This is a genomic window from Stenotrophomonas sp. SI-NJAU-1 (assembly GCF_020883215.1).
In the GTDB taxonomy this organism is placed as follows: domain Bacteria; phylum Pseudomonadota; class Gammaproteobacteria; order Xanthomonadales; family Xanthomonadaceae; genus Stenotrophomonas; species Stenotrophomonas indicatrix.
In genome coordinates this window covers 3,568,735-3,594,767 of record NZ_CP086598.1, presented here as the reverse complement: position 1 = coordinate 3,594,767, position 26,033 = coordinate 3,568,735, and the positions used below count along the sequence as shown (strand labels likewise).

Sequence of the window (26,033 nt, the reverse complement as noted above, 5' to 3'; positions counted from 1 at the left end):
GGAGGGGACATTGCAGGGACATTACCCGGATGCGCTAAAGTGGCGCTATTGCGGTGCAGCGATACCGGACCGTCCGGGGCGCGAACCTTCTTTATTTTCAACACGTTGGAGTCAGGTCAATGCGATTGGTTCTGTTGGGACCGCCCGGTTCGGGCAAGGGGACACAGGCGACGCGCCTGAAGGAAAAGCTCGAGATCGCCCACATTTCCACCGGCGACATGCTGCGCGCGGAAATCGCCGCCGGCTCGGAGCTGGGCAAGCAGGCCAGGTCGGTGATGGACGCCGGCAACCTGGTGTCCGATGAGATCCTGCTGGGCATGCTGAAGTCGCGCCTGGCCCAGGCCGATGTCGCCAAGGGCTTCATCCTTGACGGCTATCCGCGCAATGTGGCCCAGGCCAACGCGCTGGACGGCATGCTGGCCGAGATCGGCCAGCCGCTGGATGCGGTCGTGCAGCTGGACGTGGCCACCGAGCTGCTGGTCGAGCGCATCGCCGGTCGTGCGCAGGAGCAGGGCCGCGCCGACGACAATCCGGAATCGGTGCGCAAGCGCCTGCAGGTCTACACCGAGCAGACCGCTCCGGTGGTCGACTTCTACGCCGGCCGGGGCACCCTGGCCCGCGTCGATGGTGTTGGCGAACTGGACGAGATCGAAGCCCGCATCCTGGCGGCGATCAAGCGCTGACCCGCTTGGCCGGTCGATGCCGGCCACCGCAGGCACAAAAAAAAACAGGCCTGATCCGCGAGGATCAGGCCTGTTTCGTTTCATAGGTGCCAGCAAAGGGCTTGCTCAGGGCCCCCACAGCATGAGCTCCCTTGGGGATGGCCTCTTGGGGAGTAGGACCGGTTCGGGTACTGCGGCTGGCAGCCTGAATTGTGTCCGGGTTCACAGAACATCGCTATCAGGAATTCCCTGACATGCCGTTGGAGTTTTCTCACAGCAGCTGTAGGGGTTCTCTTACCCCTGTGCTGACAATGGCCCTATACGGCCGTGATCGGTCACAATCCCCGGTCATGAGCAGCGTACATATCCTTGCAATCGCCGGCACCTTCATGGGTGGCGTGGCCGCCCTGGCGCGGGAACTGGGCCATACGGTCAGTGGCAGCGACCAGGCCATCTATCCGCCGATGTCGACCCAGCTCGAGCAGCTGGGCATCACTCTGGACCAGGGCTACCGCGCCGACAGCGTGCCGAAGGGCACCGGGCAGGTGGTGATCGGCAACGCGCTGTCGCGCGGCAATCCTGCCGTCGAAGCGGTCCTGGATGCCGGCCAGCGCTACATTTCCGGCGCCCAGTGGCTGTCCGAGCAGGTGCTGCCGGGCCGGGACACCCTGGCCGTGGCCGGTACCCACGGCAAGACCACCACCACCACCATCCTGACCTGGCTGCTGGAGAATGCCGGTCGCTCCCCCGGTTTCCTGATCGGTGGCGTCGCCGAGGATTTCGGCGTGTCCGCCCGCTTGGGCCAGGGCCGCGAGTTCGTTGTCGAAGCCGACGAGTACGACACCGCGTTCTTCGACAAGCGCAGCAAGTTCGTGCACTACCGGCCGCTGGTGGCGATCCTCAACAACCTCGAATACGACCACGCCGACATTTTCCCCGATGTGGCGGCGATCCAGCGCCAGTTCCACCACCTGGTACGTACCGTGCCGGCGCGTGGCCGCCTGATCGTCAACGGCGAAGACGCGCACCTGGCCGAAGTGCTGGCGATGGGCTGCTGGACCCCGGTCGAACGCTTCGGCTTCGACCCCGCGCTGGAATGGCATGCCGAGCTGTTGGCCGCCGATGGCAGCGCGTTCCGCGTCCATCATCGCGGGCAGGCGCTTGGCGATGTGCACTGGTCGCTGCTGGGCCGGCACAATGTGCTCAATGGCCTGGCTGCACTGGCCGCTGCGCACGCAGTCGGTGTCGCGCCGGCCGAGGTGATCCCGGCGCTGGCGCGCTTCCGCAGCGTCAAGCGGCGCATGGAAGTGATCGGCAACCACGATGGCATCACCGTCTACGACGACTTCGCCCATCACCCGACCGCGATTGCGACCACCCTCGAAGGCCTGCGTGCCAGGGTCGGTGATGCCCGCATCGTGGTGGCGATGGAGCCGCGCAGCAATTCGATGCGGTTGGGCGCCCACGCACAGGCGCTGGCACCGTCGTTGGCACTCGCCGATGAGGTGGTGTTCCTGCACCGCCCGGAGCTGGCCTGGGATGCGGCAGCGGTGATCGCCGCGGTGCGCGGACAGGCGCATGCCGTGGCAGACACCGATGCGCTGTTGGCGCAGCTGCAGGCCGACGTGCGCAGCGGCGACCATGTGGTGTTCATGTCCAACGGCGGCTTCGACGGCGCGCCGCGCCGCTTCCTTGCAGGGCTGCAGGCACGATGAACAGCGAGGGTTCGCTGCCGCTGTTCCCGCTGCATACGACGCTGCTGCCGGGCGCGGCCATCGGCCTGCGTGTCTTCGAGCCACGCTACCTGGATCTGGTGCGCGAAACCGGCCGCAGCGGTGAAGGTTTCGGTGTCTGCCTGATCCTGGAAGGAAACGAAGTGGGAGCGCCGGCAACGCCGGCCGCCTTCGGCGTGCAGGTGAAGATCGAGGATTTCGATGTCGGCGCCGATGGCGTGCTGCAGCTGCGATTGCGCGGCACCCGTCGCTTCCACGTCGAGCGCACGCGCGTGCGCGACAACGGGCTGGTGGTTGCCGATGTGCGTTGGTGCGATGAGGATCCCGATGACGAACTGCGCCCGCAGCATGCGTTGCTGGCCACGGTACTGGACCACATCATCGAGCAGGCGGGCACGGCGTTCGCACCGGCCTCGCCAGCCTTGATGGACCAGGCCAGCTGGGTCAGCTGGCGGTTGGCCGAGCTTCTGCCGCTGAGCGAGCAGCAGCGCCTGCAGCTGCTGCAGCTGGACGACCCGCACCAGCGCCTGCAGCAGCTGCTGGGCTGGATGCCGTAAAAAACCGGCCGCCGTGCTCGCCGGGCATGGCCCGGCGTCGTCGGTGGCTGCCAGCCTTGGTTGGCGGCCTTTCCCGAAAGCGCCAACCAAGGGTGGCAACTACCAGAGCGGGACGGTAGCGCCGGGCCATGCCCGGCGGCTCCGTTACGGCGTGGCGGTCTTCAACCGCAGTACCGGCAGCCCGGTCTCCGGCTGCACATCCTCACGCTGCGGCAACGACTGCACCGCTTCCTTGACCGCATTCAACGCCGGGTCGATGCCCCGCACCGGGTGCCACATGCCGATCCATTGGAAGTGGCGCTCGTAGCGCAGGGTCTGTGCGCTGCCCAGCCACAACGGGGTGTCGCCCGGCTGCAGCTGCGCCGGCGCCTGCCACAAGCGCAGTACGTAACGCTCGTCGGCCTGCGCGCCCTGGCGCACCATCAGCAGCGCTTCAACGCGCGTATCCAGTGTCGCCGGCAGTACCGGCAGTTCATTGGCGCCGGTGTTCTTGTCCAGCATCAGCAGCGCTTCCTGCCAGCCGGCCTGGGCCTGCACCTGCCAGCCGCGCGCTTCCAGCTGCGCCTGCAACGGCGCCAACGGACCGGCCACCTGCACGTCCAGTGGCCAGCGCTGGTCATCGTCGAATTCGTTGCGACGCGCCGGCAGCTTCGCCCAGTCGTGCTGCCACCAGGCCTGCGCGTCCATCGCCAGCGGCGCCGGCAGGGTCGGCTCGAAGCGTTCCAGCTTGATGGCGATGTTGCGCGGCGCGTACCACATCGCCGCCACCACGAAGACGCCGTAGAACAGCCATGCCACCGGCTTTACCCAGAACGAGCGGTTGAAGCGGCGGCGGTAGGCGATGCCCAGCACCAGCAGCCAGAAGGTGCCGAACAACATGCCGCCGATGACATCGCTCAGCCAGTGCGCACCCAGGTACAGGCGCGCAAAGCCGATCAGGCTGACCACGATGCCCGACACCAGGTAGGGCCAGACGCGGGTGCGGCCGGGCATTTCGCGGGCGATCAGCACCGCGAAGAAGCCGAAGGTGATGGTGGCCATGGTCACCGACACCGACGGGAAGCCGAAGCCGCTGCTGGCATCGATCGGGCGCACCACATCGACGGTGGTGCCCAGCAGTTTGGTCAGAGCCAGGCCGAAGGCCAGTGCAGCCAACCAGTGGGCAGCAGCCATCCAGCGCCGGCGCCAGACCAGATAGCCCAACGCGGCCGCGGTTGCCGGCAGCAGCACCTGCCACGCGCCGAGCGAGGCCAATGCAGCCATCGGATAGTCGGCCAGCGGATTGCGCAGGGCCAGCATCGCCTGGTGCACCAGCAGGTCCACCGCCAATGGCTCGCCATGGGCGACCACCACCGTCAGCAGCGCGAACCAGCCCCAGCCCAACAACAGCAGCATCAGCGCCAGCATCGCCAGCGGCACCGATTCGCGGCGCTTCGGGTCGAGCACGCCCACCGTGTAGCGGCCCAGCGTCGGGTGTCGGTTGGACCAGTCGAGCAGGCGTGCCAGCCAGCTGTCCATGCGCGCGGCCGACCAGCGATAGCCGTACAGCACGATGGCCCAGACCAGGCTGAGGATCACGGCCAGCAAGCCCACCACCACCACCAGCCGGCCGGCTACAGCAGCGACGGCATCATAGGCTTCGCCGAGAATCCAGCCCGGTGCCAGGAACAGCACGGCCCAGGAAATGCTGGCGATGCCACTGGCCTGCACGTAACGGCTGGCGGGCATTTTCATCATGCCGGCGATGGCGGGCACGAATGGCCGGATGGCACCGACATAGCGGGCGATCAGGATGCTCTTGAATGCATTGCGGCGGAACAGGTTCTCGCCCCGGTCAAGCAGCTGCGGGTAGCGGCTGAACGGCCAGACGCCACGCAGGCGGTCGCCCCAGCGCCGGCCTATCCAGTAGCTGATGCCATCACCGGCGAACGCACCCAGTGCCGCAGCGGCAACCGCATACGGCCCGGATATCTGGCCCAGGCCGATGAACACGCCAACGGCGAACAGCAACGGCAGCGCCGGCACGATGGCGCCAAGAATGATGACCGCATCGCAGAAGGCGATCAGAAAGATGACCGCACCCGCCAACACGGGATGAGCGGCAATCCACGCGAGGGTGGCGTCGATCCATGAAGAGTCCATTGCCCGATTATAGGGGCGTGAAGGTGACTGGTTCCCAGCCGCTTGGTGACCGTTTGCAACCGGCGCCATCGCCTAGAATGTGGCCATGCCTGTATCCAATGACGCGCCAACGCATGCACTGAAGGCCGACAGTTTCGGCCGGATCCTCCTCGTGCAGGGGCCTGAAGGCCCCTTCGTGCGCCGCGATCTGGGGGCCACGCCGCTGTGGCTGCGGTTGCCTGCGTGGTGGTTGGCGCGACGCGAAGCGCGCGCATTGCGCCATATCCATGGCATGGCCGACGTGCCGCAACTGCTGGACTGGGATGGCCGCCACCTCGACCGCAGCTTCATGGCCGGCGATGCGATGTACCAGCGCCCGCCGCGCGGTGACGTGGCCTGGTTCCGCGCCGCACGCCGCCTGCTGCAGCAGCTGCATCGGCGCGGTGTGGCCCACAACGACCTGGCCAAGGAAGCCAACTGGCTGGTGACCGAGGACGGTCGACCGGCCCTGATCGACTTCCAGCTGGCAGTGATCGGCGACCCGCGCTCGCGCTGGATGCGCCTGCTGGCACGCGAGGACCTGCGCCACCTGCTCAAGCACAAGCGCATGTACTGCCGGGAGTCGCTGACGCCGGTGGAGAAGCGCGTGCTCAAGCGCACCTCGTGGGTACGCGATCTCTGGTTCGCCACCGGCAAGCCGGTCTACCGCTTCGTCACCCGCCGCATCCTGCATTGGGAAGACAACGAAGGGCAGGGCCCCAAGCCGTGAGCGCCCAGCTAAGCGAAGGCAGCGTGCTGCGTTCGCAACTGCCGGGTGCCGATTTCGTCCATGCCTGCCAAGAGGCGGCGCCGCGCAACGGCCGTTCGGCGCTGCAGGCCTACCGCGATATGGCCGCGACGGTGCCCGGCTGGTTCGATGGACTGATGGCGCTGCGCAACAGGGGCATGCGGCTGCTGGGCATGAAGGATCTCGGCTCGCTGCGCGGAGTGCAGCAGACCGCCGATCCGCAGCCCGGGCAACGCCTCGGCATCTTCACCCTGCAGGCGCTGGACGAGGATGCCATCGTGCTGGAAGACAACGACCGCCATCTGCGCGTGCAGCTGGCGCTGCAATGGCACGGCGATATGTTGGAAGTGGCGACGGTGGTGCACACCCACAACGCGTTCGGCCGCCTGTACATGCTGCCGGTGACACCGGTGCATCGATGGATCGCGCCGCACCTGCTGAGCAAGCAGGTGCGCGGATATCAGTAGATCCACGCCATGCGTGGATGCGCGTTGCCGCATGGCGCGGCAAACCCCTACGGCGTTACCGGCACCACCTGCTGGCCGATGAAGTTGCGCTTGCCATCGAAGTCATAGCCGATCTGCAGCTGGCCCACGTCCGGGCACGCATGGCAGTCGCGCAGCGGCGTGCGGTACAGCAGGCGGATGCCACCCCCGTCCAGCGCTGCGGTACCCGCGGCCTGCGCCGGTGCGAACGGCGTGGCCTGCGGATGCGCCTTGAGCACCTCCTGCACGCCGGGATCGGCGCGCAGCGTGTCGTCCAGCTGCACCGCATCCACGTCGATACGCTTGCCTGCGGCATCGACCAGGCGCGTGCCTTCGTTGGTATTGGCGCGGAACGGATACTCGACGGTGGCCACGCCCAGTCCGTCGTGTTCATGCCAGGCGGTCACGTAGGCCAGTTCGCCACCGGTGGACAGCTGCTCGGCTGCAGTGACCGCATCAGCACTGGCCCCACCGGCACGCATCGCATCGCGCAGGCAATCGCGGGTGGCCGCGCTGTCGCCCTGGCGGCAGGCGTTGAGGTCACCATCCCAGACAACGGCCTCGCTCCAGCGCAGCTTGCCATCACCGGTGGCCTTGTCGACGCTGGCGGCGTCATCCTTGGCCGGCGCGCTGCCGGGTTCGGGCGAGCGGCCCTGGCAGGCGGTGAGCAGGGCCAGGCCCAGGGCAGGCAACAACAGACGGGAACAGCGCATGGCATGGACCTCGTGCAGTGACCGGAGCGCCAGTATCGTCAACGTGCGGTGAACTCCGCGTCGGCGCGGCATACTAGCGGCTCATTGCATACGCTGGAGTGTGGAACGTGGGCAGTCTGCAGGGCAAAACCCTTTTCATCACCGGTGCCTCGCGCGGCATCGGCCTGGCGATCGCGTTGCGCGCCGCGCGCGACGGTGCCAACGTTGCCATTGCCGCCAAGTCGTCGGTGCCCAATCCGAAGCTGCCGGGTACCATCCACATTGCCGCCGAGGCCGTCACCGCAGCCGGTGGCCAGGGCCTTGCGCTGAAGTGCGACATCCGCGAGGAAGAGCAGGTGCAGGCGGCCGTTGCTGCCGCCGTGGACACGTTCGGTGGCATCGACATCCTGGTCAACAACGCCAGCGCCATCTGGTTGCGCGGCACCCTGGATACGCCGATGAAGCGCTTCGACCTGATGCAGCAGGTCAATTCGCGCGGCAGCTTCCTGTGCGCGCAGGCCTGCCTGCCGTACCTGCTGCAGGCGCCGAACCCGCATATCCTGACCCTCGCGCCGCCGCCAAGCCTCGAGCCCAAGTGGTGGGGCGCGCATACCGGCTACACGCTGGCGAAGATGGGCATGAGTTTTGTCACCCTCGGCCTGGCCGCCGAGTTCGGCCCGCAGGGCGTGGCGGTCAATGCGCTGTGGCCGCGCACGGTCATTGCGACCGATGCGATCAACATGATTCCCGGCGTGGACGTCGGTGGCTGCCGCACGCCGCAGATCATGGCCGACGCTGCACACGCGGTGCTGGTGCGCGAGGCGGCCGGTTTCCACGGCCGTTTCCTGATCGATGACGAGGTGCTGGCCGAAGCCGGCGTAACCGATCTGTCGGGATATGCGGTGGATGCGTCGCGGCCGCTGCTGCCGGATCTGTTCCTGGATTGACCCTGCCGGTGGGAAAAAGGCCGATGGCTGCCGACTTCGGCCGGCTGCGCTAGAATGCGCGGCTGTAATCGTTTTCAACAGGGATGTGAGCCCATGTCACGTACTCTTTCCATCGCGGCGCTGGCCGCTTCGCTGTCGCTTCTTCTGGCTGCCTGTGGTGGCAAGGCGCCCACAACCGCAGCCGACGCGGGTTCCGCCGGCAAGCCGGAGGCCAGCACGGCGCCGGCCGACGCCCAACAGCAGTTGACCGCAAAGCTCAACGCCTACATTGGCTGCTTCAACGCGCTTGATTCGAAAACGCACGGCAGCATCCAGTCCTACACGCGCTGGATCAAGGACGTGGATGCCGGCCCGAGCGGGCGCGAGACGAACGTGCACGGACCGTTCGAGATCGGCGATTACGACATGAAGCAATGCGACGCCCCCGTGACCGAGGCGATCGCTGCCAAGCCGGCGCTTGCCGATCTCGATGCCGCTGCCGGCCACTACCAGCAGGCGCTGAAGGCGCTGGTGCCGATCAGCAAGGAAGCCCACGACTACTACGAGCGTCAGGACTTCGAAGACGACAAGTTTGCCAAGGGCAAGCAGCTGCACGCGCCGTTGATGACCGCCTTCAAGGATTTCGTGGTTGCCAGTGAAACATTCAACACCGAACTGGAGCGCCAGAACGACGCTGCCCAGCGCGAACAGCTCAAGGCGCTGGAGCAGGCCGAAGGACGCACCCGCGAGTACTACCGACTGGCGATGATGCTGGAAGCGAAAGCGATCATGGAGATGATGGGCGAGGACGACTTCGACGTGACCCGGGCACAGGAGCGGCTGGACGCCTTCAACCGCATTTCCGACGAAGCGCATGCCAAAGTGGCCGATCAGGAGCCGGGCAAGCTGGACTGGAACAGCTTCGAACGCGAGGCCGAGAACTTCCGCCGCGAAGGCAAGGAGCGCCTGCAGCGCGTCAGCGCGAACACGCCCTACACCGACTTCGAACGACGCATGCTTGATTCGCCCTCGATGGCGCCGAGCGGCTCGGCCGGGCGACTGCTGCACATCTACAACGCACTGGTGTTCCAGAGCAACCGCCAGTAATCCGGCGCACTGCCCCCACTTCTGTCGCATTCGAGCAGGCTGATTGCGACGTGAAGGAAGGGGTGCCCCGTGGTCTCGATGGCATCGGCGTCCGCGTATGCGGGCTGTTCCACCGCGCGCGAGAATGTGCGCCGTCTCATATCTGCAAGGAACCGGTTTGAATTCTTCCGCGCGTGTACTTTCTCTGCTCATGCTCGGCGCTGCCGCCGCCCTCTCTGGTTGCAACGGATCGACAGGGCTGGCGGTGGCCGATCCGGGCCTGCAGAAGATCAACGCCTACATCGAGTGCTACAACGGCGTCGAACAGCCCATCCACGAGGGCTTCCAGACCTATACCGGCTGGATCAAGGATCCCGAAGCGGGGCCGACGGGCAAGGAAGCGCAGCCGCGCTCGCCGGGCAAGGTGCTGTCGCATCGTGTCGAGTACTGCGGCCAACCGCTGACCGATGCATTGGCCCGGACGCCGGCCACGCCGCTGGATGAGCCGGTGCGGCAGTACCAGACGGCCTTCCAGTCGTTGTATGCGCTGATCGAACGCGCTGATGGCTATTTCACCCGTGAGGACTATCGGCGCGACAACGGCGAAGGCATGCGCGCGCAGCATGCGCCGCTGATGCAGGCCTACGCTGACTTCTTCAAGGCCAGCGAGGCCCTGGACGCGGCGCTGGAGAAGAACGAGGAGCAACGCCGTGCCGCGCAGCTCAAGCAGATCGAAGCGGACGAAGGTCGTTCACTGGCGTACTACCACCTGCGCATCATCGGTGACGGCAAGCGCCTGGCACTGTCGCTGCAGGGAGAGGCGCCGGACCTGCAGGTGGCGCGCACGCAGCTGGCCGACTACCAAGCGCTGGTCAAGGAAATGCAGGATGCAGGGGTGGGTAGGGACAACCCGCTGTGGGCACATGTACAGCGGTCGACGGACGTGCTGATCCGGGATGCCGGGCGCCGCGTCGAGCGCCTTGCATCAGGCAAGGCATTCACCGAACGTGAGCGCGAGGAAGAACGGACATCCAGTGGCCGTGTCGGATCGGCGCCTGCGGGCTCGGAGGCGGCAGTGATGGCCGCCTACAACGATCTGGTGACCACCAGCAATCGCATGAATTGAGCCAGTGGGTCGACTGCGATGGATGGATGCGGGATGCCGCATTCGTCCATCGCGCGGATCTGCTGTGTGCCTTTGGTGGGTGCGGACCTTGGTTCGCACCGCGATGGCTCCGGTGGGGTTCATCCACGCATGGCGTGGATCTACTGTGCTGGCTTCGGTGGGGCCGGCCGGCGGCCGGCCTCATCATCAGTGGCTGAACGTGTCCGGCAGCGGTCCGCCGCACTTGCGGCAGTGCCGTGCATCCGGCTCGTGGCCTTCCAGCCCGCAGTGCGGACAGCCACGTGCATCGCGGCGCGCGGCCAGTTCGGCATCGCGCATGGTGCTGGCCAGTTCGGCGGTGTAGATGCCGGTGGGCACGGCGATGATGCTGTAACCGATCAGGATCAGCACCGAGGTGACGAAGCGGCCGAGCACGGTCTGCGGCACGATGTCGCCGAAGCCGACCGTTGCCATCGTCACCACCGCCCAGTACATGCTGCTGGGAATGCTGGTGAAGCCATGGTTCGGTCCCTCGATCACGTACATCAGCGTGCCGGCGATGATGGTGATGGTGACCACCGTGAACAGGAACAGCAGGATCTTGCGCCGGCTGCGCCACAGCGACTGCATCAGCACGCCGCTTTCTTCGATGTAGCGGGTCAGCTTGAGGATGCGGAACACGCGCAGGATGCGCAGCGCGCGCACCACCAGAAGGCTCTGCGCACCGGGAATGAACAGCGACAGGTAGGTCGGCAGGATCGAGGCCAGGTCGATGATGCCCCAGATGCTCACCGCATAGCGCAGCGGGCGCTTGACCACCGCCAGCCGCAGCACGTATTCGGCGGTGAACAGTATCGTGAACCCCCATTCCAGCACGTACAGCCAGTCGGCATAGGCGATGTGGAAGCGCTGCACGCTGTCGAACATCACCACCAGCACGCTGGCGATGATCGCGTAGACCAGCAGCAGGTCGAAATTGCGCGAGGGCCGGCTGTCGTGGCGGTAGATGATGTCGAACCAGCGGCGGCGCCAGCCGGTCTCGGTGGCGGGGTTCAGCTGGGGGGCGGAAAACGGTCGCATGCGTGCATTGTGCCGCACGGGTTCCAGCGCGAGAATGGGCATTCCTGAACCCTGCTGACCGCCATGACCGCCGCTACCGATCCGCTGATCTCCCTGTCGCACTACTACCTGCCGGTGTACAAGCCCCGCCAGGTGGTGCTGGAGCGAGGCCAGGGCGCCCGCGTGTGGGACAGCCAGGGCCGTGAGTTCATCGACCTGGCCGCCGGCATTGCCGTGTGCGGCCTGGGCCACAACGACCCGGACCTGGTCGCCGCGCTGGTCGAACAGGCCGGCAAGCTGTGGCACACCAGCAACGTGTTCTACAGCGCGCCGCCGCTGCACCTGGCCGAGGAACTGGTGAAGGCCAGCCGCTTCGCCGAGCGCGTGTTCCTGTGCAACTCCGGCGCCGAAGCCAACGAAGTGGCGATCAAGATGGTCCGCAAGTGGGCCTCCAGCCAGGGCCGCCCGGCCGACAAGCGCGTGATCATCACCTTCCGCGGCAGCTTCCACGGCCGCACCATGGGTGCGGTGACCGCCACCGCGCAGCCGAAGTACCAGGAAGGCTACGAGCCGCTGCCGGGTGGCTTCCGCTACATCGACTTCAACGATGAAGTGCAGCTGGAAACGGCGATGGCCGCCGGCGACGTGGCGGCGGTGATGCTGGAGCCGATCCAGGGCGAGGGCGGGGTGATGCCGGCCAAGTCCGGGTTCCTCAAGCGCGTGCGCGAACTGTGCGACCAGCACGACGCACTGCTGGTGCTGGACGAGATCCAGGCCGGCATGGGCCGTACCGGTACCCTGTTCGCGCATTGGCAGGATGACGTGGTGCCGGACATGGTGACCCTGGCCAAGGCGCTGGGGGGTGGTTTCCCGATCGGCGCGATGCTGGCCGGCCCGAAGGTGGCCGAGACCATGCAGTTCGGTGCCCACGGCACCACCTTCGGCGGCAATCCGCTGGCCGCGGCCGTCGCCCGCGTGGCGCTGCGCAAGCTGGCCTCGGCCGAGATCGCGGCCAATGTCAGCCGCCAGTCGAAGGCGCTGCGCGATGGGTTCGCCCGCATCAACGACGAGTTCAAGGTGTTCAGCGAGGTGCGCGGTCGCGGCCTGATGCTGGGTGCGGTGCTGAGCAAGGCGTTCGCCGGCCAGGCCGGTGCCATCCTCGACCACGCTGCGGAGCAGGGCCTGTTGACCCTGCAGGCCGGCCCGGACGTGCTGCGCTTCGTGCCGTCGCTGAACATCACCGACGAAGAAGTGGCGGAAGGCCTGAAGCGCCTGCGCGCGGCGATTGCCGCGTTCGTCGCAGCGCGCTGATCATTGACCAAGGTAGCGCCGGGCCATGCCCGGCGTTGCTTTTCCGCTGCGCTCGTCGGGCATGGTCCGGCGCTACCGCACCCCGTAGCGCCTCAGCACCTTCCCCAGTCCGCGTCCGTCCTGCACGGTTTCCGCGTGCAGGCCGGCTGCGCGCGCACCGCGCACGTTGACGAACAGGTCATCGACGAACAGCGTGTGCGCCGGTGCCACCTCAAGGGCTGCGAGCGTGCGCAGGAACACCTCCGGCGCCGGCTTGCGCAGGCCGAAGTCCGCGCTGCAGAACACCCGGCCGTGCAGCATGGGATACAGCTCCGGCAGCAGCGTCGGCAGCGCCTGCGTCATCAAGGCACCATTGTTGGTCAGCACCGCCATCGGCACCTGCAGGGCATGCAGCCGTTGCAGCACGGCGTGTTGCGGGTGGCTGGCCGCGTGCCGGGCGGCGATCCAGGTGTGCAGCGTTACCGTTGTGCCGAGCCGTTCGCCCAGCTGGGCCAGATAGCGCGCGCCATCCAGCGTGCCGCTGTCGTGTGCCACTTCGAGCCCGCTGTCGTACAGCGCGGCCTGCACGTGCGCGGTCGGCACGTCCAGCGCCTGCGCCAGATGCAGCACGCGCTGTGCGCGCTGGTAGTGCAGCAGCACGCCATCAACATCGAGCAGGAGAAGATCGATCCGCATCGGTCGAGCATGCCATTGCCGTATCCCCGCGCAAACCCTGGACCACCCCTGCGACACACGGTCGCAGCCGGGTGCCCAGGTGTCTGCCTAGAATGACCACCGAACCTGCAGGAGACGCGACGATGAAGGCTTGGATGGTAGCGGTGGGGCTGGGTGCGCTGATGCTGGCACCATCGGCGATGGCGCGCGTATGTGCGGTGAGCATCGACAGCACCGACCAGATGAGCTTCAGCAGTCGGGAGATCAAGGTGGCTGCCGATTGCAGCGAAATCGACCTGACCCTGCGCCACACCGGCAGGCTGGCCGCCACCGCGATGGGCCACAACTGGGTGCTGACCCGCACCGCCGACTACCAGCCGGTGGCGATGGCGGGCATGCGCATGACCCTGGCCGACAGCTACCTGCCGAAGGCCGACAAGCGCGTGCTGGCCCATACCAAGGTGATCGGCGGCGGCGAGACCACCCGCGTGCGCTTTTCCACGAAGGGCATGCAGAAGGGCGGCGATTACACCTTCTTCTGCTCGTTCCCCGGCCACTTCGCGATGATGAAGGGCAAGTTCGTCTTCGGTTGAGTGCGCAGCAGCCACGCATGACGTGGCTCTACTCCAGAGACGCGGCTCAGTAGATCCACGCCATGCGTGGATGAGGCACATCGATCCAGTAGATCCACGCCATGCGTGGATGAGGGCCGGCAGTGCCGACCAGGGTCGGCACCTACCATGCCGGGGTCAGCCCTTGGCCGCCTTGAATGCCACGCGTGCTGCGGCCAGCGTGGCCTCGATCACGTCATCATCGTGTGCGCTGGACAGGAAGCCGGCCTCGTACGCCGACGGTGCCAGGAACACGCCCTGGTCCAGCATCGCGTGGAAGAAGCGGTTGAACGCCGGGATGTCGCAGGCAGTGGCCTGGGCGTAGGTCTCCACCTTCTCACTGGTGAAAAACAGCCCGAACATCGCGCCCACCTGGGTGGTGGTCACCGCCACGCCCGCATCGGCGGCGGCAGCTTCCAGCCCCGCGCACAGGCGTGCGGCGCGCGCGCTCAGATCGTCGTGGAAACCCGGCTGCTGGATCAGCTCCAGCATGGCCAGGCCGGCGGCCATCGCCACCGGATTGCCGCTGAGCGTGCCGGCCTGGTAGATCGGGCCAGCGGGTGCGATCTGCTGCATCAGCTCGCGGCGGCCGCCGTAGGCGCCCACCGGCATGCCGCCACCGATGATCTTGCCGAAGGTGGTCAGGTCCGGGCGGATGCCGTAGTGCGCCTGCGCACCGCCAAGGGCAACGCGGAAGCCGGTCATCACTTCGTCGAAGATCAGCAGCGCGCCGTGCTGGGTGCACAGGTCGCGCAGGTGCTGCAGATAGCCGTCGCGCGGCGGAATGCAGTTGGCGTTGCCCACCACCGGCTCGATGATCAGGCCGGCGATCTCGCTGCCGCGTGCCTCGAACAGCGCGGTGGCCGCCTCGAAGTCGTTGTAGGGCAGGGTCAGGGTCAGTTCGCTCAGGCCGGCCGGCACGCCGGGCGAGGTCGGCACGCCCAGGGTCAGCATGCCGCTGCCGGCCTTGACCAGGAACGAATCGCCGTGGCCGTGGTAGCAGCCCTCGAACTTGACGATGCAGCTGCGGCCGGTGGCACCGCGCGCCAGGCGGATCGCCGACAGGGTGGCTTCGGTACCGGAGTTGACCATGCGCACCATCTCGCACGACGGCACCAGCCGGGTGATGGTCTCGGCCATGGTCACTTCCGCTGCGCACGGCGCACCGAAGGACAGGCCGTTGTCGATCGCCTTCTTCACCGCCTGGCGTACGGCGGTGTGGTTGTGGCCGACGATCATCGGGCCCCACGATCCCACGTAGTCGATGTAGCGGTTGCCGTCGACGTCGTACAGGTAGGCGCCGTCAGCGCGCTCGACGAAGAAGGGTTCGCCGCCGACCGACTTGAACGCGCGCACCGGTGAGTTGACGCCGCCAGGCAGCAATTGCTGGGCGCGGGAGAACAGGGCGTGGGACTGGTCGTGGTTCATGGGGTTTCCTGGGGGTTACTGCTGCGTATCGAATCGGGCGAGGTAGGCGCGCTGGGTCGCGACCGGGTCCTGCGCGGCGTAGATGCCGCTGACCACGGCCAGCAGGTCGGCGCCGGCATCGATGATGGGACCGACATTGTCCGGGCTCAGGCCACCAATCGCCACCCGCGGCACGCCCAGTGCGGCGCTTTGCCGCAGCAGGTCGGGGTGGGCGCGGCTGCTGGTGACCTTGGTGGTGGTGGGGAAGAACGCGCCGAAGGCCACGTAGCTGGCGCCGGCCGCCACGGCACGCTCGGCGTTGGCCAGCTGGTCGTAGCAGGAGGCACCGATGATGGCGTCAGGGCCGAGCAGGCTGCGTGCGGCGCCGATATCGCCGTCGGTGCCGCCCAGGTGCACGCCCGCCGCGCCGATGGCCTGGGCAAGCGCCGGGTCGTCGTTGACGATCAGCGGCACGCCGTGGGCGGCGCACAAGGCCTGCAGCGCCGTGGCCTGTTCCCGCCGCAGGGCGTCGCTGGCGGTCTTGTTGCGGTACTGCAGCCAGGTGGCGCCGGCGGCGAGCAGCGGCGCGGTGCGCGCCAGCAGGCGGGCGGTATCGGGTTCATCCGGGGTGATCAGGTAGACGCCGCGGGGCGCCGGGGAAGCAGAAGTCATCGATGGCTACCGGTGAGTGGACCGCGATGGGACAATGGCGGCCCGTGAATCCAGCCCTGATTATCCGATGAGCGAAGCCACCCCCACCACCCTGCGTACCTGGATGTGCGTGGTCTGCGGATTCCTTTACCGCGAAGCGGATGGGCTGCCGGAAGAGGGCATCGCCCCGGGCACGCGCTGGGAAGACATTCCCGAGACCTGGACCTGCCCGGATTGCGGTGTGACCAAGGACGATTTCGAGATGGTCGAGATCGATTGATCGCAATCGCCGCCGGGCATGGCCCGGCGCTACCGGTGGGGCGGATCGTTGGCGGTGGGTGCGGACCGTTGGTCCGCACACCGGACAACCTCAATGCAGCCGCGGTACCGGTCCGCCCAGGTCGATCAGCTTCTCGCGCAGCCATTGCGCGTCGCTGGCCTCGGGGTTGCGCTTGAGGTACAGGCCCAGGTCGTTGCGCGCGCCGGCCAGGTAGTCCAGCTGCAGGTAGGCCAGGCCGCGATCGCGCAGGGCATCGTCCTGTTCGGGGGCAAGCTTGAGCAGGCGGTCGGCACTGCGCGCGGCACGATCCCACTCGCTGGCCTCGGCATAGACCCCATGCAGGTTGCGCAGCATGCGGATCAGGATCGCGCGGCTCGGTGCAGGATCGAGGATCTGCGCCAGCACCTGGTCGTCGGGCATCTGACCGCCCAGGTGCGATCTGGCGCGTTCGCGCAGTTCGTCCACGTCCAGCGGCCGGCCACCATTGAACGGGTCCATCACCAGCACGCCATCGTCAACCGGCAGGCGCACCAGGAAATGCCCGGGGAATGACACGCCGTCCAACGGAATGCCCAGCCGTCGCGCCACCTCCATCTGCACCAGTGCCAGCGAGATCGGATTGCCCAGACGGCGCTCGAAGACCTGGTTGAGGTAGCTGTTGCGCGGGTCGTAGTACTCCTGGTGGTCGCCGCTGTAGCCCAGCTCATCGAACAGATGCCGGTTGATGGCCGCCATCTTCAGCGGGCTGTGCTCGATGCTGTCCACCTCGGCGCGCAGGTGCTCGACGTGGCTCTGCACCAGCGCATCGTAGGTCGACGGCTGCAGATCGGGATATTCATCGCGCGCGATCAGCAACGCGGTCGGCAGCAGCGGCAGCGCCTCGTCGTCGAAGTCGGCCAGTGCATCCCAGTCGGGGAGTGTGATCCGGTCCTGCATGTCCACAGACTGGCGGCAATCGCAGGCGGTTTCAAGCAGTGCGGCGTGAATTCGTCACGTCGCCGTCCTTCCATCCACGCATGGCGTGGATCTACCGTGTCGACCAAGGTCGACACCCACCAACAGCGGCAGGAAGCTGTCAGAGGTGGACCCACCGCGCCATCCCACGGATAGCCCGCTTTTGACGTTGATGTTGATTCGGCGGGTGCCGGGCACTGCCCGGCCGCATCGTTTATTTTTCGATGCCCGGGCCGAAGATCAGCTCGGTGCCATCCTTCAGCTTGAGCTTCTCCGCCTGGCCGGCATTGAGTTCCAGCACGAAGCGTGCCGGGCCACCGCTGGGGTAGGGCGGACACATGTCGCCGGCCGAGCACGGTGGCACGTCGCGCTGCTGGCTCACCAGCCGCCGCTCGCTGTCGAAGTACAGGATATCCAGCGCGATCTTGGTGTTCTTCATCCAGTACGCCTGCATTTCCTCGCGGTCGTGCACGAACAGCATGCCGTGGTCCTCGGCCATCTGGTCGCGGAACATCAACCCGCGCGCACGGGTTTCATCGTTGGTGGCCAGTTCAACGTCATAGCGTGCGCCGCCCAGTTCCACCCAGTGGCGGGCAGCATCGGTGGCGCAGCCGGTCAGGGCCAGCAGCGGGAGCATCAGCAGTGAGCGCAGCAACGACATCGTCAGGGTCCTTGGAAAGGGTCAGAGCACGATCGGCGGCTCGCCGCCGACGATCACCACATCGGCACGGCGGCGTGCGAACAGGCCGACGCAGACCACGCCCGGCAGCTGGTTGAGCTCACGCTCGAGCTTTTCCGGATCGGTGATCTGCAGGTTGTGGATGTCCAGGATCTGGTTGCCGTTGTCGGTCACCACGCCCTCGCGCCAGGTCGGCTGGCCGCCGGTCATGTCGCGGATCTGGCGGGCAACCAGGCTGCGTGCCATCGGGATCACTTCCACCGGCAGCGGGAACCTGCCCAGCACGGGCACCTGCTTGCTCGGGTCGACGATGCAGACGAAGCGCTCGCTGGCCTCGGCGATGATCTTCTCGCGGGTCAGCGCAGCGCCACCGCCCTTGATCAGGCACTTGTTCGGATCGCACTCGTCGGCGCCATCCACGTACAGCGACAGGGTGCCGGTGTGGTTCAGCTCGATCACCTCGATGCCATGCTGCTTCAGGCGCGCGGTGCTCTGTTCGGAACTGGACACCGCACCCTTGATGCGATGCTGGATGCGGGCCAGCGCATCGATGAAATAGGCGACGGTGGAACCGGTGCCGACACCGACGATCATGCCGTCTTCGACGTACTCGATGGCCTTTTCGGCGGCCAGGCGCTTGGCTTCAGACATTGCGGAGAGCTCTCAGGCAGGGAATCAGGATTTCTTTTCCAGCGACAGCAGCAGCTTCCACTGCGCAGCGGTCACCGGGAACACCGACAGGCGGTTGCCCTTGGCAACCAGCGGGAAGCCTTCGCCGAGTTCCTCGGCATGCAGCTTGATCTCGTCCAGCGCGATCACCTGCTTCAGCTTGCGGTCGAAGGCCACGTCCACCAGCATCCAGCGCGGGTTCTCGCGCGTGCTCCTGGGGTCGTGGTAGTCGGATTTCGGGTCGAACTGGGTGTCGTCCGGGTAGGCCGCGCTGGCCACCGTGGCCAGGCCGACGATGCCGGGCACCTTGGTATTGGAGTGGTAGAACAGGATGCCGTCACCGACCTGCATGCCATCGCGCATGAAATTGCGCGCCTGGTAGTTGCGCACGCCGTTCCAGGGTTCAACCTTGACCTTGGCCAGGTCGTCGATGGAAAAGGCGTCCGGTTCGGACTTCATCAGCCAGTAGCGCTTGCGGGCGGTCATGCGTTCACGGGGGCAGCGGAAGGGAGCAGGGTGCCGGCTTCAGTGCAGATCGCATCCACCGGCACGTCCCAGGACGCCACCGGCAAGGACTCGACCTGCTGCACCGAGAATGCCGCGCCGACCAGCCAGGGTGGCGCCGGCCGATCATGGCGGAAGGCGAAGCTGCGATCATACCAGCCACCTCCCATGCCCAGCCGCCGGCACCGTGCGTCGAAGCCCACCAGCGGCGTCACCACCAGGGCCATCTGCGCCGGTTCCAGCGTGTCTTCGAGGGCGATGTCCGGTTCGGGAATGCCGTAGCGGTTGCTGGTCAACGGTTGGCCGGGGCGCCAGGGCGCGAAGCGCAGCACGTCGCCGTGCAGCACCGGCAGGCAGTAGGTCAAGCGATCGGGCAGCTGCAGTTGCCAGCGGTGCAGGGCGATCTCGCCATCCAGCGCCCAGTAGCCGGCCACGGCGCCTTCGCGCGGGGCGAACGGCAGTGCCAGCAGCGCATCGGCCAGCGATTCGGCAGCGGCGATACGGGTGGGGGCGGAAAGGTCGCGGCGGCGTTGCCGCAGGTCGTGGCGCAGGGCCTGTCGCGGGTCGGTCATGGCAGCATGCGGCAAGGATCAGCCGTCATTGTGCCGGAAAGAACAAGGGCGACGCCCGAAGACGCCGCCCTTGCTGGAATATTGCATTCTCCGCAATGTCGATGCATGCGAAACGACCTTGAACCCGGGGGCTCAAGTGGGAACGCTGGAGAGCCATCGGGCTTCCCGCTGCAAGGCGGACCTGCACTCCCGGCGCTGTCGCGCTCCCGGTGTCGTTCTTAAGGGACAAGGCGAATGTTTGCACATGCCGTCGAGTACCGCAGAGAACGCGTGGCCATTATAGCTACCGCGCGTGATCTGGATAGGCCGTTCGTCGGCAACAGTGCGTGCCAATTCAGAAAAGAGAAGGCGCATTCCGCGCCCATCTCAGGTGCTGCTGTCGATCGCGCGGTCCAGGCGCCGGTTCAGGTCGGCCAGGGTCTGTTGCAGGGCGACCGCCTGGCGGGCGTTCTCGTCGCGCAGCAGCTGCAGTTCGTGTGCCAGGTTGAGCGCGGCCAGCACCGCGATGCGGTCCACTGCGGCCATCCGGTTGCTGCCGCGGATCTCGCGCATGCGCGCATCCAGCAGGCGGGCGGCCGCCATCAGGCTGTCGCGTTCATCGCCACCGACGCCGACCGTGTATTCACGGTCGAGGATACGGACGCTGACCGGTTCGGCACTCATGTGTGCTGCTCCAGGGATTTGAGCCGGGTGATCATCGCTTCCACCCGCGAACGCGCCTGCTCGTTCTTGGCCAGCAGCGTCGAGCGCTCGGCCACCAGCTGCTCCTGCTGGTGGCGCAGGCTGCGGTTCTCCTCGGCCAGCCGCAGGTTGCGGTCGAGCAATGCCTCCACACGGGCGGCGAAGGCCTGCAGCTGGGCAAGGGGATCGGCGGGTTCCATGCCCGCACGATAGGCAAGCCGGGTCAGGCCGGTCAAGCACTGTCGCAGCAGGCCCCGGCGGCCACGGAGAGCAGGCGGACACATTGCTACACTACCCGGCTCACGGGCGCGCGCGCGCTCTGCCGTTTTCCCTTCCGAACGAGCCGCACGATGACCGAACTTCCCTCCGTCGACGACGTTACCCGCGCCAGCCAGGAACTGGGCCTGGGCGCCACTGCTGCCGAGCTGCATGGCGGGCTGTGCGGCTGGCTGGCCGCTGGCGGTGCCCCCGGCAATGACTGGCCGGCGCGCGTGCTGGCCGACGACAATCTGCCGCAGGCAGCTGCCGACAGTGTGCTGGCGCAGTTGCTGGAGGCCACCATCAAGCAGCTGGAAGACCGGGACTTCGCCTTTGAGCTGCTGTTGACCGACAGCAGCGACGTGGCCGCGCAGGCGGACGCCATGTTCAGCTGGACCCGTTCCTTCCTGGGCGGCTTCGGCCTGGGCAGTGGCGGCCACCGGCCGGCCCTGTCCGAAGAAGGCGAGGAGGCGCTGAACGACCTGGCCAGCCTGGCCCGCGCCTCGAGCGAGGATTTCGAAGCCGGTGGTGATGACGACGACGAAGCCCTGTCGGAGATCGAGGAGTTCATCCGCGTGGCGGTGCTGCTGCTGCACGGTGACGTGGTGCTGGCCGCGCGCCATCGGCAGCGCCTGAACTGATGGATATCAAGCAGCGCACCGGCATCGCTGCCGGCGAGTACAAGCGTCGTCGCCGGCAGTTGATGGACATGGCGGGCGAAGACGCGATCCTGGTGCTGCCGGCGGCATCTGAGAAGGTGCGCAGCCTCGATACCCATTATCCGTACCGGCAGGATTCGGATTTCCAGTACCTGAGCGGCTTCCCGGAGCCGGAAGCGGTACTGGTGCTGATTCCCGGCCGGCGCCACGGCGAAGCGATCCTGTTCTGCCGCGAGCGCGATCCCGAGCGCGAAGCCTGGGATGGCGGTCGCGCCGGCCAGGAAGGCGCCGTGGCGCAGTTCGCGATGGACGATGCCTACCCGATCACCGACCTGGACGACATCCTGCCGGGCCTGCTGGAAGGGCGTTCGCGGGTGTACTACCACTTCGGCCGCGATGCGGATTTCGACCTGAAGTTGATCGGCTGGGTGAACCGCGTACGTTCGCAGGTGCGTCATGGTGCGCAGCCGCCGCATGAGTTCCTGGAACTGGGCCATCTGCTGCACGAGCAGCGGTTGTTCAAGTCCGGTGCCGAGGTGGCGTTGATGCAGCGTGCGGCCGACATCAGTGTGCTGGCGCATCGCGCGGCCATGCAGGGTGCGAAGGCGGGCATCCACGAGTACGAACTGCAGGCCGAACTGGAGCGGGTGTTCCGTGCCAACGACGCGGTGCCTGCGTACTGCAGCATCGTTGGTGCCGGCCGCAACGCCTGCATCCTGCATTACCGCGACAACAACGCGCGTTCGCGCGACGGCGAACTGGTGTTGATCGATGCCGGCGCCGAATACCGCGGCTACGCCAGTGACATCACCCGTACGTTCCCGGTCAATGGTCGTTTCAGCGCCGAGCAGCGCGCGCTGCATGATCTGGTGGGTGCCGCGCAGGCGGCGGCGCTTGCCCAGGCCAAGCCCGGCGTAGCGTACGAAATGGGCCATCTGGCGGCGGTGCAGACCCTCACCGAAGGGTTGCTGCAGCTGGGCCTGTTGAAGGGCACGCTGGAAAAGAATCTCACCGAAGGCTTGTATCAGCGCTTCTACCGGCACAAGACCGGGCACTGGATCGGGCTGGATGTGCACGACGTGGGGGACTACCGCCTGGCCGGCGATTCGCGCCTGCTGGAGCCGGGCATGGCCTTCACCATCGAGCCGGGGCTGTACATCGGCGTGGACGACACGACGGTGGAACCGCGCTGGCGCGGCATTGGCATCCGTACCGAAGATGACGTGCTGATCACCGACGACGGGCATCGGGTGTTGACCGAAGGCCTGGAACGCGGCGCCGACGAGATCGAAGCGTTGATGGCGGGATAAGGGTGTTTCTGCAGGGCTTGCAGCCCTGCACCCGCTACAAGCCAGAGCAACGGCAACAGCAACAGCAACAGCAACAGCAACAGCGGCATTCCGTGGGATGGCGGGGTACTGTGGGTTTGCGGGGCCGCCGCAAGTACGTCCTTGTAGGCTTGGTCGCCGCATCCATGCGGCTCACACCCCGCAAACCCACAGTACCCCGCCTTCGACAGTTTTCCGCGGCTGTTGGTAACGGCGGTTGTCGGCACGCGCGACTATTGGTAGGTGTCGACCTTGGTCGACACGGAGCGAGCGCAGCAAGCGACCCGCTTCTGCTTTTCTTTTTTCTTTTCCGTGGTTGGACGCGCGCAAGGAACTGTCGAAGGTGGGGTAAGAGGGGTTTCTGCAGGGCTTGCAGCCCTGCACCTGCTACAAGCCAGAGCAACAGCAACAGCGGCATTCGGTGGGATGGCGGGGTACTGTGGGTTTGCGGGGCCGCCGCAAGTACGTCCTTGTAGGCTTGGTCGCCGCATCCATGCGGCTCACACCCCGCAAACCCACACTACCCCGCCTTCGACAGGTTGGTAACGGCGGTTGTCGGCACGCGGGACTATTGGTAGGTGTCGACCTTGGTCGACACGGAGCGAGCGCAGCAAGCGACCCGCTTCTGCTTTTCTTTTTTCTTTTCCGTGGTTGGACGCGCGCAAGGAACTGTCAAAAGCGGGGTAAGAGGGGTTTCGGCAGGGCTTGCTGCCCTGCACCTGCAGAGGCCACAGCAACGGCAACAGCGGCATTCGGTGGGATGGCGGGGTACTGTGGGTTTGCGGGGACGCCGCAAGTACGTCCTTGTAGGCTTGGTCGCCGCATCCATGCGGCTCACACCCCGCAAACCCACAGTACCCCGCCTTCGACAGTTTTCCGCGGCTGTTGGTAACGGCGGTTGTCGGCACGCGCGACTATTGGTAGGTGTCGACCTTGGTCGACACGAAGCGAGCGCAGCAAGCGACCCGCTTCTGCTTTTCTTTTTCTTTTCCGTGGTTGGACGCGCGCAAGGAACTGTCAAAAGCGGGGTAAGAGGGGTTTCGGCAGGGCTTGCTGCCCTGCACCTGCAGAGGCCACAGCAACGGCAACTGCGGCATTCGGTGGGATGGCGGGGTACTGTGGGTTTGCGGGGCCGCCGCAAGTACGTCCTTGTAGGCTTGGTCGCCGCATCCATGCGGCTCACACCCCGCAAACCCACAGTACCCCGCCTTCGACAGTTTTCCGCGGCTGTTGGTAACGGCGGTTGTCGGCACGCGCGACTATTGGTAGGTGTCGGCCTTGGTCGACACGGAGCGAGCGCAGCAAGCGACCCGCTTCTGCTTTTCTTTTTTCTTTTCCGTGGTTGGACGCGCGCAAGGAACTGTCAAAGGTGGGGTAAGAGGGGTTTCGGCAGGGCTTGCTGCCCTGCACCTGCAGAGGCCACAGCAACGGCAACAGCGGCATTCGGTGGGATGGCGGGGTACTGTGGGTTTGCGGGGACGCCGCAAGTACGTCCTTGTAGGCTTGGTCGCCGCATCCATGCGGCTCACACCCCGCAAACCCACAGTACCCCGCCTTCGACAGTTTTCCGCGGCTGTTGGTAACGGCGGTTGTCGGCACGCGCGACTATTGGTAGGTGTCGACCTTGGTCGACACGAAGCGAGCGCAGCAAGCGACCCGCTTCTGCTTTTCTTTTTCTTTCCGTGGTTGGACGCGCGCAAGGAACTGTCAAAGGCGGGGTAAGAGGGGTTTCTGCAGGGCTTGCAGCCCTGCACCCGCTACAAGCCAGAGCAACAGCAACAGCGGCATTCGGTGGGATGGCGGGGCACCTGTGGGTTTGCGGGGCCGCCGCAAGTACGTCCTTGTAGGCTTGGTCGCCGCATCCATGCGGCTCACACCCCGCAAATCCACGGTACCCCGCCTTCGACAGTTTCCCGCGGCTGTTGGTAACGGCGGTTGTCGGCACGCGCGACTATTGGTAGGTGTCGGCCTTGGTCGACACGGAGCGAGCGCAGCAAGCGACCCGCTTCTGCTTTTCTTTTTTCTTTTCCGTGGTTGGACGCGCGCAAGGAACTGTCAAAGGTGGGGCGGGTGGGCCATGCAGGGGACGCTGCAAGTACGTCCCTGTAAGCTCGATGGCGCCATCCATGGCGCCAACGCCCCTGCATGGCCCACCCGCCCCGCCAACCGCGGCTTTTGATTTCAGCATCCAACCACGAGGGGCTCAGCCGTTGGCCGCCGCAAACACCGGGCGCGTCAGGTTGTCCGCCTCGCCATCAGTGCACAGCACTTCGTCTTCAATGCGGATGCCGCCGTACGGACGGAAGAAGTCCACACGCTCCCAGTTGATCGCATCGCCATGACCGGCGTCCTTCACTTCGTTCAACAGCATGTCGATGAAGTACAGGCCCGGCTCGATCGTCACCACCATGCCCGGCTCCAGCACGCGGGTCAGGCGCAGGTACGGATGGCCGGCGGGACGCTCGATGCGGCCGCCTTCATCGCTGGCCGCGAAACCGGCCACGTCATGCACCTGCAGGCCGATCAGGTGGCCGATGCCATGCGGGAAGAACGCGGCGCTGACGCCGGTTTCCAGCGCGGTCTGCGGCGATACCTTGATCACGCCGAAGTCCTTCAGCACGCCCATCAGCGACAGGTGCGCATCCACGTGCAGCTGCTTGTAGTCGAAGCCCGGGCGCACGGCCGCGCACATCGTCTGCTGCGCGGCATCGACCGCGTCGATCATCGCCGCGAACTCGTCATGGCCGGCGGCGGCGTAGGTGCGGGTGATGTCGCTGGCATAGCCGTGCGCGCTGGCGCCGGCATCGATCAGGAAGCTGCGCAGCGGCTGCGGTGCCTTGCGGCCCAGTTCGGTGTAATGCAGCACCGCCGCATGCTCGTTCAAGGCCACGATGTTGCCGTACGGCAGCTCGGTGGCGTCCTGGCCCACGGCCTGGCAGTACGCCATGTGGATGCTGAACTCGTCGGCGCCGTTGCGGAACGCCGCTTCGGCCGCGCGATGGCCGCGCACGCCGAGCACCTGCGCCTGGCGCATCAGGGCGATTTCGTACGCCGTCTTGCTGCCTCGGTGCCATTCCAGGTAGTTCACCACCGGCGCCGGATTGTTGGGTACATACGCGCCCAGCGCGCTCTGCGGCTCACCCAGGATCGCGCAGCGCGCCGGGTCGGGCGGCAGCAGTGCCAGCGCTTCGTCCGGCGTGCGGATGATGTGGATGTCGAAGTGCTCGACCCACCAGCCGCTCGGTGCATCCGGCACCACATGCCAGTAGTCGAACGGCTGGTGGAAGATCACCGCCGGACGCTTGCCCGGGGTGAACACGATCCAGCTGTTGGGCACGCGGGTCAGTGGCAGCCAGGCCTTGAACTGCGGGTTGACCGCGTATGGATAGTCACGATCGTCGAAGACCTGGTAATGCAGGGTGCCGCTGGGCACCACCAGGTGGTCGAAGCCGCCGCGGGCCAGCGCCTGCTCGGCGCGTCGGCACAGCACGGCCAGGTGGTCGGGATACAGGGCGCCGGGGTCTTGCTGGATCATTGCGGTGGCTCGACACGGAAAACGGCCCTAGATTCTGCCGGATACCGACGCAATCCGCTGTGCCGGA

General features: G+C 66.5%; 27 protein-coding genes and 1 other RNA gene. 13 read left to right on the top strand and 15 right to left on the bottom strand.

What is annotated here, in order from left to right:
• Window positions 1-119: 119 nt before the first annotated feature.
• From LMF57_RS16365 to LMF57_RS16355, 3 genes are all read left to right on the top strand, one after another.
• Entirely contained in the window at window positions 120-683 is a 564-nt protein-coding gene (locus tag LMF57_RS16365) for an adenylate kinase (RefSeq protein WP_117311320.1), read from the top strand.
• Window positions 684-1,012: 329 nt separating this feature from the next.
• Window positions 1,013-2,377: a UDP-N-acetylmuramate:L-alanyl-gamma-D-glutamyl-meso-diaminopimelate ligase gene (gene mpl / locus LMF57_RS16360; protein ID WP_208082791.1), complete on the top strand. Its 1,365-nt coding sequence runs from the start codon at window positions 1,013-1,015 to the stop codon at window positions 2,375-2,377.
• On the top strand, window positions 2,374-2,952 hold the full coding sequence (locus LMF57_RS16355; RefSeq protein WP_208082790.1) for an LON peptidase substrate-binding domain-containing protein: 579 nt from the start codon (window positions 2,374-2,376) through the stop codon (window positions 2,950-2,952). The genes mpl and LMF57_RS16355 overlap by 4 nt, the downstream gene beginning before the upstream one ends.
• 144 nt (window positions 2,953-3,096) lie before the next feature.
• Here the strand turns inward: LMF57_RS16355 and LMF57_RS16350 are convergent, their stop codons facing one another.
• Window positions 3,097-5,094: a bifunctional DedA family/phosphatase PAP2 family protein gene (locus LMF57_RS16350; RefSeq protein WP_208083048.1), complete on the bottom strand. Its 1,998-nt coding sequence runs from the start codon at window positions 5,092-5,094 to the stop codon at window positions 3,097-3,099.
• An 85-nt stretch (window positions 5,095-5,179) separates the two neighbouring features.
• Here LMF57_RS16350 and LMF57_RS16345 point away from each other — a divergent pair, with 85 nt between their 5' ends.
• Window positions 5,180-5,842, top strand: a complete 663-nt coding sequence (locus LMF57_RS16345; protein WP_025874181.1) for a serine/threonine-protein kinase — start codon at window positions 5,180-5,182, stop codon at window positions 5,840-5,842.
• Complete coding sequence (locus tag LMF57_RS16340; protein ID WP_229290231.1) at window positions 5,839-6,327, top strand: DUF2867 domain-containing protein; 489 nt, start codon at window positions 5,839-5,841, stop codon at window positions 6,325-6,327. The genes LMF57_RS16345 and LMF57_RS16340 overlap by 4 nt, the downstream gene beginning before the upstream one ends.
• A gap of 47 nt (window positions 6,328-6,374) precedes the next feature.
• On the opposite strand, the gene LMF57_RS16335 is transcribed toward LMF57_RS16340, so the two are convergent.
• Complete coding sequence (locus LMF57_RS16335; protein WP_208083046.1) at window positions 6,375-7,058, bottom strand: hypothetical protein; 684 nt, start codon at window positions 7,056-7,058, stop codon at window positions 6,375-6,377.
• 107 nt (window positions 7,059-7,165) lie between these two features.
• Between LMF57_RS16335 and LMF57_RS16330 the strand changes: the two genes are divergently transcribed.
• The 3 genes from LMF57_RS16330 (at window position 7,166) to LMF57_RS16320 (ending at window position 10,175) form a co-directional block, all read left to right on the top strand.
• Complete coding sequence (locus LMF57_RS16330; protein WP_229290230.1) at window positions 7,166-7,984, top strand: NAD(P)-dependent oxidoreductase; 819 nt, start codon at window positions 7,166-7,168, stop codon at window positions 7,982-7,984.
• 93 nt (window positions 7,985-8,077) lie between these two features.
• Entirely contained in the window at window positions 8,078-9,070 is a 993-nt protein-coding gene (locus tag LMF57_RS16325) for a YiiG family protein (RefSeq protein ID WP_229290229.1), read from the top strand.
• A gap of 157 nt (window positions 9,071-9,227) precedes the next feature.
• Window positions 9,228-10,175 carry a YiiG family protein gene (locus LMF57_RS16320; protein ID WP_229290228.1) on the top strand — a complete coding sequence of 316 codons (948 nt, stop codon included), beginning with the start codon at window positions 9,228-9,230 and terminating at the stop codon, window positions 10,173-10,175.
• A 186-nt stretch (window positions 10,176-10,361) separates the two neighbouring features.
• Here LMF57_RS16320 and LMF57_RS16315 read toward each other — a convergent pair whose 3' ends face one another.
• Window positions 10,362-11,234: an ion transporter gene (locus LMF57_RS16315; RefSeq protein WP_229290227.1), complete on the bottom strand. Its 873-nt coding sequence runs from the start codon at window positions 11,232-11,234 to the stop codon at window positions 10,362-10,364.
• 63 nt (window positions 11,235-11,297) lie between these two features.
• Here LMF57_RS16315 and LMF57_RS16310 point away from each other — a divergent pair, with 63 nt between their 5' ends.
• The gene (locus LMF57_RS16310) at window positions 11,298-12,524 is read left to right on the top strand and encodes an acetylornithine transaminase (RefSeq protein ID WP_229290226.1); all 1,227 of its coding nucleotides are present in this window, start codon (window positions 11,298-11,300) and stop codon (window positions 12,522-12,524) included.
• Window positions 12,525-12,596: 72 nt separating this feature from the next.
• On the opposite strand, the gene LMF57_RS16305 is transcribed toward LMF57_RS16310, so the two are convergent.
• A complete protein-coding gene (locus LMF57_RS16305; protein WP_229290225.1) occupies window positions 12,597-13,199 on the bottom strand; it encodes an HAD-IA family hydrolase in 603 nt (200 codons plus the stop codon).
• A gap of 122 nt (window positions 13,200-13,321) precedes the next feature.
• On the opposite strand from LMF57_RS16305, the gene azu reads away from it, so the two are divergent.
• Window positions 13,322-13,771, top strand: a complete 450-nt coding sequence (gene azu / locus LMF57_RS16300) for an azurin (protein ID WP_229290224.1) — start codon at window positions 13,322-13,324, stop codon at window positions 13,769-13,771.
• A gap of 156 nt (window positions 13,772-13,927) precedes the next feature.
• Here the strand turns inward: azu and hemL are convergent, their stop codons facing one another.
• Together hemL and thiE are read right to left on the bottom strand one after the other, a co-directional pair.
• The gene (gene hemL, locus LMF57_RS16295) at window positions 13,928-15,217 is read right to left on the bottom strand and encodes a glutamate-1-semialdehyde 2,1-aminomutase (protein WP_229290223.1); all 1,290 of its coding nucleotides are present in this window, start codon (window positions 15,215-15,217) and stop codon (window positions 13,928-13,930) included.
• A 15-nt stretch (window positions 15,218-15,232) separates the two neighbouring features.
• Window positions 15,233-15,868 carry a thiamine phosphate synthase gene (thiE, locus tag LMF57_RS16290; protein ID WP_032976730.1) on the bottom strand — a complete coding sequence of 212 codons (636 nt, stop codon included), beginning with the start codon at window positions 15,866-15,868 and terminating at the stop codon, window positions 15,233-15,235.
• A 34-nt stretch (window positions 15,869-15,902) separates the two neighbouring features.
• Between thiE and LMF57_RS16285 the strand changes: the two genes are divergently transcribed.
• On the top strand, window positions 15,903-16,127 hold the full coding sequence (locus LMF57_RS16285; RefSeq protein ID WP_025874193.1) for a rubredoxin: 225 nt from the start codon (window positions 15,903-15,905) through the stop codon (window positions 16,125-16,127).
• A gap of 90 nt (window positions 16,128-16,217) precedes the next feature.
• Here LMF57_RS16285 and LMF57_RS16280 read toward each other — a convergent pair whose 3' ends face one another.
• From LMF57_RS16280 to LMF57_RS16245, 8 genes are all read right to left on the bottom strand, one after another.
• The gene (locus LMF57_RS16280; RefSeq protein ID WP_117311309.1) at window positions 16,218-17,063 is read right to left on the bottom strand and encodes a SirB1 family protein; all 846 of its coding nucleotides are present in this window, start codon (window positions 17,061-17,063) and stop codon (window positions 16,218-16,220) included.
• Window positions 17,064-17,295: 232 nt separating this feature from the next.
• Window positions 17,296-17,742: a DUF192 domain-containing protein gene (locus tag LMF57_RS16275; protein ID WP_127563996.1), complete on the bottom strand. Its 447-nt coding sequence runs from the start codon at window positions 17,740-17,742 to the stop codon at window positions 17,296-17,298.
• Window positions 17,743-17,763: 21 nt separating this feature from the next.
• Complete coding sequence (gene rpiA / locus LMF57_RS16270) at window positions 17,764-18,411, bottom strand: ribose-5-phosphate isomerase RpiA (protein WP_049469006.1); 648 nt, start codon at window positions 18,409-18,411, stop codon at window positions 17,764-17,766.
• Window positions 18,412-18,435: 24 nt separating this feature from the next.
• Complete coding sequence (locus tag LMF57_RS16265; protein ID WP_093817926.1) at window positions 18,436-18,915, bottom strand: EVE domain-containing protein; 480 nt, start codon at window positions 18,913-18,915, stop codon at window positions 18,436-18,438.
• Window positions 18,912-19,505 carry a 5-formyltetrahydrofolate cyclo-ligase gene (locus LMF57_RS16260; RefSeq protein WP_229290222.1) on the bottom strand — a complete coding sequence of 198 codons (594 nt, stop codon included), beginning with the start codon at window positions 19,503-19,505 and terminating at the stop codon, window positions 18,912-18,914. Before LMF57_RS16260 ends, LMF57_RS16265 begins: the two co-directional genes overlap by 4 nt.
• A gap of 83 nt (window positions 19,506-19,588) precedes the next feature.
• Window positions 19,589-19,774: non-coding RNA, 6S RNA (ssrS, locus tag LMF57_RS16255), on the bottom strand.
• 97 nt (window positions 19,775-19,871) lie between these two features.
• Window positions 19,872-20,168 carry a cell division protein ZapA gene (locus tag LMF57_RS16250; protein ID WP_025874199.1) on the bottom strand — a complete coding sequence of 99 codons (297 nt, stop codon included), beginning with the start codon at window positions 20,166-20,168 and terminating at the stop codon, window positions 19,872-19,874.
• The gene (locus LMF57_RS16245) at window positions 20,165-20,386 is read right to left on the bottom strand and encodes a TIGR02449 family protein (RefSeq protein WP_049469000.1); all 222 of its coding nucleotides are present in this window, start codon (window positions 20,384-20,386) and stop codon (window positions 20,165-20,167) included. The genes LMF57_RS16250 and LMF57_RS16245 overlap by 4 nt, the downstream gene beginning before the upstream one ends.
• 150 nt (window positions 20,387-20,536) lie before the next feature.
• On the opposite strand from LMF57_RS16245, the gene LMF57_RS16240 reads away from it, so the two are divergent.
• On the top strand, window positions 20,537-21,085 hold the full coding sequence (locus tag LMF57_RS16240; protein WP_117311306.1) for a YecA family protein: 549 nt from the start codon (window positions 20,537-20,539) through the stop codon (window positions 21,083-21,085).
• Between the two features lie 5 nt (window positions 21,086-21,090).
• Window positions 21,091-22,413 carry an aminopeptidase P N-terminal domain-containing protein gene (locus LMF57_RS16235; RefSeq protein WP_229291404.1) on the top strand — a complete coding sequence of 441 codons (1,323 nt, stop codon included), beginning with the start codon at window positions 21,091-21,093 and terminating at the stop codon, window positions 22,411-22,413.
• 2,221 nt (window positions 22,414-24,634) lie between these two features.
• Here the strand turns inward: LMF57_RS16235 and pepQ are convergent.
• Complete coding sequence (pepQ, locus tag LMF57_RS16230) at window positions 24,635-25,966, bottom strand: Xaa-Pro dipeptidase (protein WP_117311305.1); 1,332 nt, start codon at window positions 25,964-25,966, stop codon at window positions 24,635-24,637.
• Between the last annotated feature and the right edge of the window lie 67 nt (window positions 25,967-26,033).